Source organism: Delftia sp. WSY_16 (assembly GCF_043104415.1).
In the GTDB taxonomy this organism is placed as follows: Bacteria; Pseudomonadota; Gammaproteobacteria; order Burkholderiales; family Burkholderiaceae_C; genus Comamonas; species Comamonas tsuruhatensis.
In genome coordinates, this window is the sequence record NZ_JBICKS010000030.1 from 182,459 (window position 1) to 196,061 (window position 13,603).

General features: G+C 71.0%; 15 protein-coding genes. 4 read left to right on the forward strand and 11 right to left on the reverse strand.

From position 1 onward, the window contains the following. The first annotated feature begins 11 nt into the window (after window positions 1-11). The 3 genes from ACF8O7_RS16285 to ACF8O7_RS16295 all read left to right on the forward strand — a co-directional run bounded on the left by ACF8O7_RS16285 (window position 12) and on the right by ACF8O7_RS16295 (window position 3,166). On the forward strand, window positions 12-2,252 hold the full coding sequence (locus ACF8O7_RS16285) for a TonB-dependent siderophore receptor (RefSeq protein ID WP_126311036.1): 2,241 nt from the start codon (window positions 12-14) through the stop codon (window positions 2,250-2,252). Window positions 2,253-2,348: 96 nt separating this feature from the next. Beyond that, window positions 2,349-2,678 (forward strand): type II toxin-antitoxin system PrlF family antitoxin, encoded by a 330-nt coding sequence (locus ACF8O7_RS16290; RefSeq protein ID WP_016448384.1) that lies wholly within the window; start codon window positions 2,349-2,351, stop codon window positions 2,676-2,678. Further along, complete coding sequence (locus ACF8O7_RS16295) at window positions 2,675-3,166, forward strand: type II toxin-antitoxin system YhaV family toxin (protein WP_043790975.1); 492 nt, start codon at window positions 2,675-2,677, stop codon at window positions 3,164-3,166. Before ACF8O7_RS16290 ends, ACF8O7_RS16295 begins: the two co-directional genes overlap by 4 nt. A gap of 14 nt (window positions 3,167-3,180) precedes the next feature. On the opposite strand, the gene ACF8O7_RS16300 is transcribed toward ACF8O7_RS16295, so the two are convergent. The 7 genes from ACF8O7_RS16300 to cbiE all read right to left on the reverse strand — a co-directional run bounded on the left by ACF8O7_RS16300 (window position 3,181) and on the right by cbiE (window position 9,239). Then, window positions 3,181-3,693 carry an MgtC/SapB family protein gene (locus ACF8O7_RS16300; protein ID WP_016448386.1) on the reverse strand — a complete coding sequence of 171 codons (513 nt, stop codon included), beginning with the start codon at window positions 3,691-3,693 and terminating at the stop codon, window positions 3,181-3,183. A gap of 114 nt (window positions 3,694-3,807) precedes the next feature. Continuing rightward, the gene (locus tag ACF8O7_RS16305) at window positions 3,808-5,205 is read right to left on the reverse strand and encodes a chloride channel protein (RefSeq protein ID WP_017406579.1); all 1,398 of its coding nucleotides are present in this window, start codon (window positions 5,203-5,205) and stop codon (window positions 3,808-3,810) included. A gap of 275 nt (window positions 5,206-5,480) precedes the next feature. Beyond that, on the reverse strand, window positions 5,481-5,810 hold the full coding sequence (locus ACF8O7_RS16310) for a DHCW motif cupin fold protein (RefSeq protein WP_013800515.1): 330 nt from the start codon (window positions 5,808-5,810) through the stop codon (window positions 5,481-5,483). Between the two features lie 63 nt (window positions 5,811-5,873). Beyond that, on the reverse strand, window positions 5,874-6,671 hold the full coding sequence (gene cobF / locus ACF8O7_RS16315; protein WP_392443835.1) for a precorrin-6A synthase (deacetylating): 798 nt from the start codon (window positions 6,669-6,671) through the stop codon (window positions 5,874-5,876). Then, the gene (cobM, locus tag ACF8O7_RS16320; protein ID WP_099752653.1) at window positions 6,668-7,546 is read right to left on the reverse strand and encodes a precorrin-4 C(11)-methyltransferase; all 879 of its coding nucleotides are present in this window, start codon (window positions 7,544-7,546) and stop codon (window positions 6,668-6,670) included. Before cobM ends, cobF begins: the two co-directional genes overlap by 4 nt. After that, window positions 7,543-8,040 carry a cobalamin biosynthesis protein gene (locus ACF8O7_RS16325; protein ID WP_392443837.1) on the reverse strand — a complete coding sequence of 166 codons (498 nt, stop codon included), beginning with the start codon at window positions 8,038-8,040 and terminating at the stop codon, window positions 7,543-7,545. Before ACF8O7_RS16325 ends, cobM begins: the two co-directional genes overlap by 4 nt. Further along, window positions 8,037-9,239: a precorrin-6y C5,15-methyltransferase (decarboxylating) subunit CbiE gene (gene cbiE, locus ACF8O7_RS16330; protein ID WP_392443839.1), complete on the reverse strand. Its 1,203-nt coding sequence runs from the start codon at window positions 9,237-9,239 to the stop codon at window positions 8,037-8,039. The genes ACF8O7_RS16325 and cbiE overlap by 4 nt, the downstream gene beginning before the upstream one ends. Here cbiE and ACF8O7_RS16335 point away from each other — a divergent pair. Next, a complete protein-coding gene (locus ACF8O7_RS16335) occupies window positions 9,238-10,032 on the forward strand; it encodes a cobalt-precorrin-6A reductase (protein WP_203400362.1) in 795 nt (264 codons plus the stop codon). The two genes, cbiE and ACF8O7_RS16335, sit on opposite strands and share 2 nt — an antisense overlap. Here ACF8O7_RS16335 and cobJ read toward each other — a convergent pair. Genes cobJ through cobG form a run of 4 tightly spaced genes read right to left on the reverse strand, consistent with a single transcriptional unit; the run spans window position 9,966 to window position 13,432 of the window. Beyond that, entirely contained in the window at window positions 9,966-10,799 is an 834-nt protein-coding gene (gene cobJ / locus ACF8O7_RS16340) for a precorrin-3B C(17)-methyltransferase (protein WP_392443841.1), read from the reverse strand. The genes ACF8O7_RS16335 and cobJ overlap by 67 nt on opposite strands. Further along, the gene (cobI, locus tag ACF8O7_RS16345; RefSeq protein ID WP_267178145.1) at window positions 10,793-11,563 is read right to left on the reverse strand and encodes a precorrin-2 C(20)-methyltransferase; all 771 of its coding nucleotides are present in this window, start codon (window positions 11,561-11,563) and stop codon (window positions 10,793-10,795) included. The genes cobJ and cobI overlap by 7 nt, the downstream gene beginning before the upstream one ends. Beyond that, window positions 11,553-12,182: a precorrin-8X methylmutase gene (locus ACF8O7_RS16350; RefSeq protein WP_013800507.1), complete on the reverse strand. Its 630-nt coding sequence runs from the start codon at window positions 12,180-12,182 to the stop codon at window positions 11,553-11,555. The genes cobI and ACF8O7_RS16350 overlap by 11 nt, the downstream gene beginning before the upstream one ends. After that, window positions 12,182-13,432 (reverse strand): precorrin-3B synthase, encoded by a 1,251-nt coding sequence (gene cobG, locus ACF8O7_RS16355; RefSeq protein WP_392443843.1) that lies wholly within the window; start codon window positions 13,430-13,432, stop codon window positions 12,182-12,184. Before cobG ends, ACF8O7_RS16350 begins: the two co-directional genes overlap by 1 nt. Window positions 13,433-13,603: the final 171 nt, after the last annotated feature.

A 13,603-nucleotide genomic window follows, 5' to 3' on the forward strand; every position in this document is an offset into this window, starting at 1 on the left:
CCGTTTTCTCCATGCACTCCCCCCTCCACACGCTGACCCCGATCGCCGGGGCCCTGGCCCTTCTTTTGTCTGCTGGCGCCGCATGGGCCCAACCTGCCCCTTCCACGGCAACGGCCGCGCCCGAGCTGGGCACCGTCACCGTGGAGGCCAGCGCCGATGCGTCGGCTGAAGGCCTGTCCAGGCCCTACGCGGGCGGCCAGGTGGCGCGCGGCGGGCGGGCCGGGATTCTGGGCACGCGCGACAACATGGAGACGCCGTTCTCCATCACCAGCTACACCAACGAGCTGATCCAGGACCGCCAGGCCAAGAGCGTGGGCGATGTGCTGCAGAACGATCCTTCCGTGCGCGTGGCGCGCGGCTTCGGCAATTTCCAGGAGTCCTACTTCGTGCGCGGCTTCGTGCTGGGCTCGGACGACGTGGCCTACAACGGCCTGTATGCGTTGCTGCCGCGCCAGTACATCGCCACCGAGCTGTTCGAGCGCGTGGAGCTGCTGCGCGGCGCATCGGCCTTTCTGATGGGCGCCAGCCCCAATGGCGGCGGCCTGGGCGGCAACATCAACCTGCTGCCCAAGCGCGCGGGCAGCGATCCGCTGTCGCGCCTGACGGCAGGCATTGCCAGCGGCGGCCAGGCCTTTGTGGCGGCCGACGTGAGCCGGCGCTTCGGCCCCGACCAGGCCACAGGCATCCGCCTCAATGCCGCGCACCGGGGCGGTGATACCGCCATCGACCAGGAAAGCTCCAAGCTCGATCTGCTGTCCGTGGGCATGGACTGGCGCAGCCGCAATGTGCGCCTGTCGGGCGACATCGGCTGGCAGGACAACCGCCTCAAGCGCACGCGCACCAATGTCACGCCGGGCGCAGGGCTGGCGGCCATTCCTGCGGCGCCCGATGCTTCCTCCAACTGGGCCCAGCCCTGGACCTATTCCGACGAGCGCGACCTGTTCGGCACGCTGCGCGGCGAATGGGACATCAACAGCAACGTGACGGCCTGGGCCGCCTACGGCCTGCGCCGCAGCTCCGAGAACAACTCGCTGGCCAACATCACGCTGGCGGCGGCCGGCAATGGCGCGGCCACCACCAGCCGCTTCGACAACGCGCGCAAGGACCGCGTGAGCACAGGCGAGCTGGGCGTGCGCGCACGCCTGAATACGGGCAGCGTGGGCCATGAGATCGTGGCCAGCTACTCGGCCTTCGACCTCAAGGTCTACAACGCCTATGGCATGAGCACCGGCGGGGGCAGCAACACGCTGGCCACCAATCTCTACGACCCGCGCTACTACGCGATCACACCGCTCAACTACCTGGGCAACGACCTGTCCAACCCCGCCTACAACCGGGGCACGCGCCTGAACAGCTTTGCGCTGGGCGACACGCTGTCGCTGATGGACGGCCGCATGCTGGTGACGGCCGGCGTGCGCCGCCAGACGATAGAGACCGACTCGGTGAGCTACCGCCTCGTCAGCAACGGCGCGGTCACCAGCCAGGGCGGCGTGCGCACGGCCTATGACCAGAGCCGCACCAGCCCGGTGCTGGGCGCGGTGTTCAAGCTCACGCCCCAGGTATCGCTGTACGGCAACTACATCGAGGGACTGGCCCAGGGCGACACGGCGCCGGCCAAGTCGGGCGACACCATCATCGCCAACGCGGGCCAGCAGATGTCGCCCTACGTGACCAAGCAAAAGGAAGTGGGCGTCAAGTACGACGGCGGCAAGCTGGGCGGCGGCCTGGCCTTCTTCTCCACCGACAAGCCGCGCTCGCTGATCGACGGCAACCTGTTCACCTCGGCCGGCAAGGACCGCCACCAGGGCGTGGAATTCAACGTCTTCGGCGAACCCATGCGCGGCCTGCGCCTGCTGGGCGGCGCCACCTGGCTGGACGCCAGGCAGCAAAGCACGGGCCGAGCCACCACCGACGGCAAGCGCGTCATCGGCGTGCCGCGCTTCCAGGCCACGGCGGGCGTGGAATGGGATGTGCCGGGCATCAACGGCCTGGCGCTGGACGGCCGCCTGGTGCACACCGGCGCCAGCTACGCCAACGACGTCAACACCCTGCGCGTGGCCGGATGGAACCGCCTGGACCTGGGCGTGCGCTACATGACCGAAGTGCAGGGCAAGCTGCTCACGCTGCGCCTGCGCGTGGACAACGCGACGGATCGCAACTACTGGGCCTCCGTAGGCGGCTACCCGGGTTCGGGCTACCTGACGGTGGGCGGTCCGCGCACGTTCTCGCTGAGTGCGAGTGTGGATTTCTGAGGCGGGATGCGCGTGCTTTCCGGGAAGGAACCTTTCGCCCGGGCATGGTAATGCACCTGCATTACCATGCATGGCAGCCTATCAGGAGATGCCATCATGTTTTCGACACTTGAAGCCGAATCCACGCTCACTGACCGCTACCAGACCACCATTCCCGAAGCCGTTCGCCGCGCATTGCACCTGAGCAAGCGCGACAGGATCCACTACACCATCCTGCCCGGCGGGGAGGTCGTGCTCAGTCGCGCCGACTCCGCCGAGGATGCCGATCCCGTGCTGGGCCAGTTTCTCGGCTTTCTGGCACAGGACATGGCAGCCCACCCCGAGCGCCTGCAGACCATGGATGCCCGTCTGGCGCAGCAGATCCAGGCGCTGACCGAAGGCATCGAGGTCGATCTGGATGCACCGCTTCTGGCAGACGACGAATGAGCGCCGTACCGCCCGCCCCCTTGCGCATCCACGGCTGGACGGTATTCATGCACCCGCTTTTCCTGGCCCAGCTACAGGCGTTGAGCCACGAAGTGGAGGGTCTGAAAACCAAGGACCCTGGCGGGTACACACGCAAGAACGCGACCAAGCGATTGGCGGCGATCCGCAAGCTGGCATTCGATGTCATCCCGCAGGATCCCACGCGGCCAGACTACCGCCAGGGCCATACCCTGGGCGAGGAGCACAAGCACTGGTTTCGGGCCAGGTTCTTCCAGCAGTACCGCCTGTTCTTCCGCTTTCACGCCCCCAGCAAAATCATCGTGTTCGCCTGGGTCAACGATGAGGACACCAGGCGAGCCTATGAGGGCAGCGACGATGCCTACAGGGTGTTCCGAAAAATGCTCGCCAACGGGCACCCTCCTGGCGATTGGGACAGTTTGCTGGCACAGGCGGAGTCCCCGCCACCCGACTCACAGCCGCACGCCTGAGCCGCAGCCCGCCCTCAGGTCTCGCGCGGCTTGGTGTCCGGCTCCGCGTCATCGTGCGGCGGCGGCGCACTGACCACGTGCGGCAGCATCACGAGGATGACGATGGCCAGCAGCGTGGCCAGCAGCGCGATGGCTTCGCGCCCCAGGCCGCAGGCCACGCCGATGGCGGCCGTCATCCAGATGCCGGCGGCCGTGGTCAGGCCCTGCACCTGTTCCTCGGAGTGGCGCTTGATGATGGCGCCCGCGCCCAGGAAGCCCACGCCGGCCACCACGCCCTGGATCACGCGGCTCATGTCGGCAATGTCCATGCCGCCGCGCTCGGGCACCAGCACGAACAGCGCCGCGCCCATGGCCACCAGCATGTGGGTGCGCAGGCCTGCGGCCTTGCCCTTGTGCTCGCGCTCGTAGCCGACGATGCCGCCCAGCAGCGCCGCCAGCAGCAGGCGCACCATGACGCGCGTGACCTCGGCCGCATCGGGCAGGCTGGAAAATTCCTCGACCAGGGTGTTGGCCACTTCCTCCCACATGCCGCGTTCCTTTCCTTGGGTTTGCGTCCGGACTCAGGAAGGGAGCATGGCGTGGCGTGCAGCACACCCAGGCCATCGGCATTCGCCATTGGCTGTCAGCCAAGCGCGCCCGCTTCAGGCGCCTGCGGGCTTGTCCTGGTCCTTCGGGGGAGAGGCCTGCTCGGGCACCGGTGCGGGTGCCGACGCAGGAGCAGGAGCAGGTGCGACCACCATGCTCAGCATGTGCTGGGCCAGCGTCTCGTACAGCGGCCGGGCCAGCATGCGCGAGACCAGGCTGGCCAGCATGGCCGCCGCCATGAGGCTGAGCACCATGGAGTGGCCGTCCACCATCTCCATGACGATGATGAAGGCCGTCAGCGGCGCCTGCGTCACGGCGGCCAGGAAGGCGGCCATGCCCATGGCGATGAGGGCGGGCGCGATGTCTGCGCCCATGAGGCCGGCCACGTTGTGGCCCACGCCCGCGCCAATCGACAGCGAGGGCGCGAAGATGCCGCCCGGCACGCCCACCCAGGCCGACAGCCAGGTGGCGATGAACTTCAGGGTGACGTAGAACGAAGGCACGTCGGCCTGGCCCGCCAGCATGTGCTTGACGGCTTCCGAGCCCGCGCCGAAGGTGGCGCCGCCCGTGACCATGCCGATGACGGCGATCACCAGCGCGACCGCCGCCGCGAAGCGGATGGGAAAGCGCGCGCGCAGTTGGTTGAGCCGCTCGGGCGCGCGGGTCAGCGAGGCGGCCAGCAGCTTGGCGAAGAGGCCTCCCAGCACGCCGCAGGCCAGGGTCACGCACAGGCCCGGCAGCAGCGCGTCCCAGGTCAGGTGGGGCACCTGGATGCGGCCGAAATAGCTGAGGTTGCCGAAGGCCGACACGCCCATCAGGCCAGCCAGCACGATGGCCGCGATGATCAGGCCGCTGGAGCGCGACTCCAGCTTGCGCGACAGCTCCTCGATGGCGAAGACCACGCCGGCCAGCGGCGCGTTGAAGGCCGCCGCAATGCCGGCCGCGCCGCCGGCCACCAGCAGCGCATGGTGGCTGATGCCCGAATGCGGGCCGAACCAGCGCCGCGCATGGTGCATGACACCGGCGGCCACCTGCACCGACGGCCCCTCGCGCCCGATGGACAGCCCCGCCGCAAAGCCTGCGCTGGCCAGCGCCATCTTGGCGAAGGACAGCCACAGCGACACGAAGCGCCCGCGCTGCGTGGAGTCCAGCGCCGGGTCCAGCGTGGCGATCACCTGCGGAATGCCCGATCCCGCCGCACCCGGCGCCCAGCGCCGCGTGAGCCACACGGCGCCCGCCGTGACGGCAGGCATCCACAGCAGCACGGCCCAGCCGCCCTGCCAGTGGTAGATGCTCTCGAAGAATTCGAAGCCCGCGTCCGCCATCAGCGTGAAGGCCACCACGCACAGCCCGGCGGCGGCGGCATAGGCCAGCACGATGGTGCGGTCCAGCCAGCGCCTGCCGTCCCGGAATTCCTGGTTCAGGTTGTGGAGGAAGTCGGGTTCTTGCTGCATCGCGTGAAGAGGCTGGGCGAAAGCTCTTCATTGTGCACAAGCCCGGCCACAGGGGCTGTCGCCATCGGCAATGCCTACTTCGCCGCTGAGTTGATGGACGATGACTGTGTACCTGGAGAGCCGTCCGTCAGGCATTCCACCACCCGGGCATGGGCACCCTGGCAAGCCTTGCCGTACGCCACTCAATGACGGCACGTTTGCGCAGCTCTCGCCCGCGCCGGCGCGAACCTGTCGCAGACCTGCAGCGCGCTGCCGTGCCGATCGTGCCTGCAGGTTCAGTCCACCACGAAGAGCCTGGCGCCCTTGGGCGAGCGCGAGCGGTGCGGCTCGGCGTTGTCCGCCACCTGGTAGCTCATGCCGGGTGTCAGAGTGAAGCGGCGGCCGTCCGCCAGTTCGGTCTCCAGCTCCCCTTCCAGGCACAGCAGCACATGGCCCTTGGTGCACCAGTGGTCGGAGACATAGCCGGGCGTGTACTCCACCGTGCGCACGCGGATGTTGCCGAAGTTCTGCGTGCGCCAGAACGCCTGGCCGGCCTCGGCCGAATGCTCGGTGGGCGCCACGGCGGCCCAGTCGGTGGTGTTGAAGGGGATGTTGTCCATCTGCATGGCGGGATTCCTTGATGAAGGGGGTGTGCAGCTAGAGGGCCGGCGTCGGCAGCAGCCTCGGCCTCAGTCCCCGCGCCGCAGCAGGTAGATGTCCATGATCCAGCCATGCCGCTCGCGCGCTGCGGCTCGGGCCTGCGCGATGCGCGGGGCGGCCTCGGCCAGCGGGCCGCTGTCCAGCATCTGGCGGTCCATGCCCAGGTAGGCACCCCACCAGATGTGCAGGCCGTGGGAGGGCAGCTCGGTGAAGCTGCATTGCCCGTCCAGCATGACCACGGCCGTGTCCACGCCGGGCGGCCAGCCCTGCTCGCGCAGCTGGCGGCCCGTGGTCACCACGAAGGGCTGGCCTATGCCGTTGAGCGCAATCGCATGCGCGGCGCACAGCACCTGCATGGAGCTGATGCCCGCCACCACGCGCACGCTGTGCGGCGCCGGCTGCATGCGCGCCGCGATGCGCAGGGTGCTGTCGTACAGCGCCGGGTCCCCCCAGACCAGCAGGGCGACCTGCAAGGGCTGGCCCGCCGTTCGCGGCGCCAGTCCATCGGCCATCGACCGGGTGATGGCCGCCTGCCAGCAGCGCGTGATGGCCGCATGCCATTCATCGACCTGGGCCAGGTAGTCGTCGCCCACGCTGCGGCGCACGGGCATGTCGAAGCCTTCGATGCGCGGGCCGGGCGCAGTGAGCACGGCATCGCACAGGTCGCGGCGCAGGGCGGCGAGTTCGGCCTTGTCCTCGCCCTTGTGCGGCAGCAGGATCAGGTCGGCGGCCTGCATGGCGGCCTGGGCTTCGCGCGTGAGGTGGTCGGGGTTGCCCGTGCCGATGCCGATCAGGCTCAGCGCCACGGGCGGCAGGGCGGCGCTCATGGTGCGGGGTTCCCGAGGGGCACGTCGATCACGGTGTCGCTCACGGTGTCCCTCAAGGTATCCCTCGCGGTATCCAGCGCGGCATTCGCATGCACATCGGTGGCGGGAAAGCGCGGCTCGGTGCCCAGCGGGCGGTAGCGGCGGTCGTAGTCGGCCGCGTAGAGGCGGCTTTCGCCGAAGTCCTCGGCCTGCAGGCTGCGGCCCACCAGGATCAGGGCCGTGCGCTCCATGTGGGTGGCCACGGCCTCGGTCAGGCTGCCCACCGTGGTGCGCACCACGGTTTCGTCAGGCCAGCTGGCGCGCCAGACGATGGCCACGGGGCAATCGGCGCCGTAGTGCGGCAGCAGCTCGGACTGCACCTTGGCGGCCACATGGATGGACAGATGGATGGCCAGCACGGCGCCCGTGGCCGCGAAGGCGGCCAGGTTCTCGCCCTCGGGCATGGCCGTGGCGCGGCCCGAGGTGCGCGTCAGCACCACGGACTGGCACAGGCCGGGCAGGGTCAGCTCCGCGCCCAGCGTGGCGGCGGCGGCCGCGAACGAGGGCACGCCGGGCGTGACGGTGTAGGCAATGCCGGCCTCGCGCAGGCGGCGCAGCTGCTCGCCCATGGCCGACCACACGGACAGGTCGCCCGAGTGCAGGCGCGCCACGTCTTCGCCACGCGCCTCGGCGGCCTGGATCTCGGCCACGATGTCGTCCAGGCTCATGGATGCGGTGTTGACGATGCGCGCGCCCGGCGGGCAGTGCGCCAGCAGCTCGCGCGGTATCAGCGAGCCTGCGTACAGGCAGACCGGGCAGGCCGCCATGAGGTCGCGCCCGCGCACGGTGATCAGGTCGGCGGCGCCGGGGCCGGCGCCGATGAAATGCACGGTCATGCCGTTGCTCCTTGTTTCTTGGCCTGGCTGGCGTGGGCCAGGCAACAGTTCAGAGGACCGCCCTGGCCCACGGCCAGGGCCAGGGTGGCGCTGCCATCGTCCGCCACCAGGCGGGTCACGCTCAGGGCGGAGTGCGGGCCTGCGGCGGCCAGCGCCGCCGCCTCGGCCACGCTGCCCGTGCCATAGCGCGCCAGCATGCGCGGCGACTGCGTGAACACGGGCTGCCCAGGCAGTTGCCCTGGCGGCACACGCACCAGAACGGCCGTGGGCACGACAGCCGCCATCCAGGCGGCCAGCGCCGGGTGGCCGGCCTTGGTGTCCAGCACGGCCACGGCGCAGATGGGCTGGGGCGCGCAGGCGCCTGCGTCTGCGCTTTCCGGCAGGAAAGCCTGCGCCCGCTGCCACAGCGCCTGCAGCGCATCGGGCAGTGCGTCGGTGTGCAGGCCCAGGCCCAGCACGCCGCAGCGGTGGGGGATGGCTTGGTCCGGGTTCACCGCTGCCAGCTCCACTGCACCAGCGGCCGCGCAGCCTTCCAGCTGCGCATGCGGCCCAGCGGCTCGGCGCTGGAGATCTCCAGCCGCAGCAGCTGGCCGCCGTGCTGGGCCTGCAGTTGCACCAGCAGGGCCTCGGTCTCCAGCGTCACGGCATTGACCACCAGGCGGCAGCCTGCGGGCATGAGGGCCTGCAGGCGATCGAACAATTCGGCGTCAAAGCCCCCGCCCACGAACACGGCCTGGGGCCGGGCCAGCGCCTGCAGCCCGGCCAGCGCCTCGGGCGCCACGCCCTGCACCACGCGCAGGCGCGCCTGCAGACCGAAGCGCCGGGCGTTGAGGCGGATGTTGTCCGCACGCGCCGCATGCTGCTCCAGGCTGATGGCAGAGCCACCGGCCAGGCACCACTCCACGGCCACCGAGCCCGAGCCGCCGCCCACATCCCACAGGCATTCGCCGTGGCGCGGCGCAAGAGCCGCCAGGGTCAGCGCGCGGGCCGGGGCCTTGGTGATCTGGCCGTCGTTGGCGTACCAGTGATTGGGCCGGCCCGGCACCAGCGGCAGGGCCGCGCCGCCCTGGGCGAGCACGGCCACGGCCACGGGCGCGCAGGCAGGGTCGGCGGCCAGGGCCTGGGCGGCTTCGGCGGCGCGCCATGCGCGGCGGCGCTCGCGCGGGCCGCCCACGGATTCCATGACCTCCAGGCGGCTGTCGCCCCAGCCTTCCTGCACCAGCCAGTCCGCCAGTGCGGCCACGGCGGCGCCATCGCGCAGCAGCACCAGCGACTGGCGGCCTGGCGACAGGTGCGGCAGCAACTGCTGGACATGGCCGGCATGCAGGCCCAGGCAGACCGTGTCTTCCAGCTTCCAGCCCAGGCGGGACGCCAGCAGCGAAAATGTCGAAGGTTGGGCGTGGCAGCGCCACTCCTGCGGCGCCAGATGCGCCGCCAGGCTGCCGCCCGCCCCGAACCAGAACGGATCGCCCGACGCCAGCACCACCGTGGGCCGGCCACGGCAGGCCAGCACGGGCGCCACGTCAAAGGGCACGGGCCAGGGGCGGCCCCGCTCGCCGGCCTGGGCCAGCGCCAGGTGGCGCGGCCCGCCAAAAACGGTCTCGGCAGCGTCCAGTGCGCGCAGCGCGGCGGGCGCGAGGCCGTCCAGGCCGTCTTCGTTCAGGCCCACCAATGTCAACCAGGGATCAGTCATGCCCCATGTTCTCCTGCTGGGCGGCACCAGCGGCGCCAGCCAGCTGGCCCAGGCCCTGCACCGCGCCGGCATTGCCGCCGTGTTCTCGTATGCGGGCGTCACGCAGTCGCCCGTGGCCCAGCCCCTGCCCACGCGCGTGGGAGGCTTTGGCGGCGCGCAGGGCCTGGCGCAATTCCTGCGCGGGCAGGCCATCAGCCATGTGGTCGATGCCACCCATCCGTTCGCCGCGCAGATGAGCCGCAATGCCTGCGAGGCCTGCGCCGCCACCGGCACGCCGCTGCTGGCGCTGGAGCGCGAGCCCTGGCAGGCCAGTGCTGGTGATGCCTGGATCGACGTGCCCGACATGGACGCCGCCGCTGCCGCCCTGCCCCAGGCAGCCGCCCGGGTGTTTCTGGCCGTGGGCCGCAAGCAGCTTGCGGCCTTTGCGGGCCGGCCGCAGCACCACTATCTGCTGCGCCTGGTCGATGCGCCCGGGCCCGGCAGCCTGCCCCTGCCCCACACCACGGTGGTTCTGGGGCGCGGGCCTTTCAGCGCGGAAGACGATGAAGCCTTGCTGCGCACACACGGCATCGAATGGCTGGTGGCCAAGAACGCGGGCGGCGAGGCCACGCGCGGCAAGCTCGATGCCGCACGTGCCCTGGGCCTGCCCGTGGTGATGGTGCAGCGCCCGGCGCTGCCGCAGCGCCAGCGCACCGGGTCGGTGGCTGCGGTGCTGCACTGGATTGCTCATGGCGTGCTGCCGACAGCGCCGACGGCGCCGACAGCACCGCCCGCGCCGCCATCCATGCCGTAGTGGCGTGGCGTGTAGACCCAGCGGCCCACGCGGCGCGTGGCGCTGTTGCCCACCAGGACCACGGTGCGCATGTCGGCCATCTCGGGCGTGGCCTCGGCCAGCGTGCATACGTGCAAGTGTTCCTCGGGCGTGGACACGGCGCGCGCGAACACCAGCAGGCGCTGCGGCTCGCAGCGGGTGCGCAGCAGCTGCAGCAGGCGCACAAAGCCTTCGGGCCGGCTCTTGGAGCGCGGGTTGTAGAAGGCCATGGCGAAGTCGGCCTCGGCCGCCAGTTCCACGCGCCGCGCGATCACAGGCCAGGGCTTGAGGTTGTCCGAGAGATTGATGCAGCAAAAGTCATGGCCCAGCGGCGCGCCGGCCCGCGCGGCGGCGGCCAGCATGGCGGTGATGCCGGGCAGCACCTGGATATCGAGCGCCTGCCAGGCGGCGGCCTGCGCCGCATCGGCCGATTCCATGGCCTCGAACACGGCCGACGCCATGGCGAACACGCCCGGGTCGCCCGAAGACACCACGACCACCTGCCGCCCCTGCGCGGCCAGCGCCAGCGCCTGGCGCGCGCGCTCCAGCTCCACACGGTTGTCCGAGGCATGCCAGGCCACGGCCTGGCCCTGACCCGCCTGCGCCAGCAGGGCCTGCGCGCGGGACACATAGGGCAGGTAGCCGACCACATCGTCGGCCGCGTGCAAGGCGGCTGCGGCTTCGGGCGTGATCTGGTCCAGTGCGCCCGGGCCCAGCCCCACCACCGTCAGGCGGCCGGCGCTCACCATGCGGCCTCCGGCCGGCGGCCCTGGCCGTGCACGAGCACGATGGCGAAATAGGGGCAGGCGTCGTCGGACACATCGCCCAGGCGCGCGACCTGCTCGCTGTCCGTGGTGCCGTTCTGCACCAGCCAGGCGGCCTCCAGCCGGCCCGTGCGCTGCAGGGCGCGGCGGATGCGCGGCAGGTTGCGGCCGACCTTCATGACCACCAGGGCCTCGGCGGACTGCATGCGGCGCACCAGCTCGTCTTCCGACAGGGTGCCGGTCATCACGCTGAGCACGTCGTCGCCCCAGGTGATGGGCTCGCCCGTGGCGTGCCAGCAGCCCACCATGCCGGGGATGCCGGGCACCACGTCCAGCGGCACCTGGCCGCGTTCGCGCAGCCGGGTGTACAGATGCATGAAGGAGCCGTAGAGGAAGGGGTCGCCCTCGCACAGCACCACCACCTGCCCGGTCTGCGCCAGCGCTTCCAGGCGCAGGCACCAGTCGTCGTAGAAGCGCGCCAGCAGGTCCACATAGGCGGGGCTGTCCACGGGCAGCTCGGTGGTCACCGGATATTCCATTGCGTGCTCGGCAGCGCCTTGGGCCAGCAGGCCGTCCACCAGCTGGCGGGCCTTGCCGGGCCGGCCCTTCTTGCGGAAGAACGCCACCTGGCGGGCGCCGCGCACCAGGCGGTCGGCCTTGACGCTCATGAGTTCGGGGTCGCCCGGGCCCAGGCCCACGCAGACAATGCCGGGCCCGCCCTGGCCGGGACGCGGCTGCCTACTCGACATGGCTGGCCAGTGCGTTGATGGCGGCCACGGTGATGGCCGAGCCGCCCAGGCGGCCGTGCACGGCCATGCAGGGAACGGGCAGGTCCTGCATCAGCGCCTGCTTGGATTCCATGGCACCCACAAAGCCCACGGGGCAGCCGATGATGGCGGCCGGCCGGGGGCAGGCCGGGTCCTGCAGCATGTTGAGCAGGTGGAACAGGGCCGTGGGCGCATTGCCGATGGCCACCACGGCGCCGGCCAGGTGCGGGCGCCACAGCTCCAGCGCGGCGGCGCTGCGCGTGTTGCCCATGTCACGGGCCAGCGCGGGCACGCGCTCGTCCTGCAGCGTGCAGATGATGGGGTTGGCGGCGGGCAGGCGCGAGCGCGTGATGCCCTCGCTGACCATGCGCACGTCGCACAGCACGGGCGCGCCGTTTTGCAGGGCCTGCGCGGCGGCCTCGGCCATGCCGGGCGAGAAGGCCACGTGCGGGGCCAGCTCCACCAGGCCAGCGGCGTGGATCATGCGCACCACCACGCGTTCCTCGACAGGCGTGAAGCGTTCCAGCGCCGCCTCGCGGCGGATGGTGGCAAAGGACTGCCGGTAGATCTCGGCGCCATCGGTTTCGTAGCGGTGCAGCATTATTCTTTTGAAAACAGCAATCCCGGATTGTCTCGCACCGAGGCCAGGGTCCGCTGCTCCTGCGCCCTATCCCCGGCACGGCCGTGGCGCACTACGGAATAGACGAGGCCTTCGCCCTCGTCTTCACCTTCTGCCCGCAGCACCACCGTGGCCGGCGCCTGCCGCGCGCAGCCCTTGGCGCATCCGGTCACATGCAGGTGCGCGCCGGGCGGCACCTGCGGCGCCAGCTCCAGCGCCAATGTCTGCGTGGGACCCAGGGCCTGGGTGCAGCCCGGCGCGCCGGTACAGGCGGATACGCGCAGGCGCGGGTCATGGGCGTGGGTGATCCAGTCAGCGGCGCTGTCCAGCCCTGCAGCCGCCCACCAGCGGGGCATGGCGGCGCCAGCTTCCGCGTCTTGGTCTTCCACCAGCAGCATGCGCCAGGGCGTGACACGCAAAAAGGCCTGCTCAGGCAAGGCGCGCAGCAGCCGCGCCAGCGCCACGGCCGGCAAGCGGCCCAGCGGCGCGCCCAACAGCCAGCCCACGCCGGGCACGGCACCGGGCGCCGGTCCTTCGCCGTGGGCCGGGGTTTCTGTCTCCACCCAGTCCAGTCCCGGGGGCGGCTGCAGTTGCGCCGCCACCGCGGCCATGCGCCCGGGCCGCAAGCCCTGGGCGCGGCGAAGGACGGCCTGACCGGCAAACCAGCGCGCCAGCGCCAGGCCTGCGGCCACGGCCTGGTCCGCGTCGGCCACGGCCAGCGCCTGCTGCCGTCCATCGGGCTGCACCTGCCAGCCGGTAGAGGTGCGCTGCAGGCGGATATCGGCGGACACGCCGGCCAGCCGGCCCGGCGCGCCTTCCACCGACCAGCCGAACTTGGCGGGCAGGCCGGCCAGGTCGTCGGCCGCATCCAGCGCCTGCTGCAGGGCCTGGCCCAGCGCATGGACAGCCTCCTGCGGCCGGCACAGCGGGTCGATCACCAGGTTGCGGCGGCGCTCGCGGCCCGCGTCGGCGTCCAGCAGGCCCACGGCCGCCAGGGCGCGCAGCACGGCGGCGTGCCGACCGGGTGCAATGCCGCGCAGCTGCACATTGGCGCGGCTGGACAGCTCCAGCACGCCACTGCCATGCACCAGGGCCAGGCGCGCCAGGCGCCGCGCCTGGACCACCGTCAACCGCCCCAGCGGCGGGCGCACGCGCACCACCAGCCCATCGCCGGAGGCCATGGGCTGCCAGGCGCCGGGGCACCAGCCTTGTATGTGGGGAGGGGTATGCATGGGATGGGGACCGACTGTAGCGCCGACGCAGCCTGTCCCGCAGGGGCAGCACCCGCAGGCGTTCAAGAAATGCGGGCTTTGTTGATCCAGCCTGCATGGGAAGCGCAGCGGTGACGCTGAACCGATGCCTCGTCTGAATTTGTCACTTCTCATGGAAATTTAACAATTTTC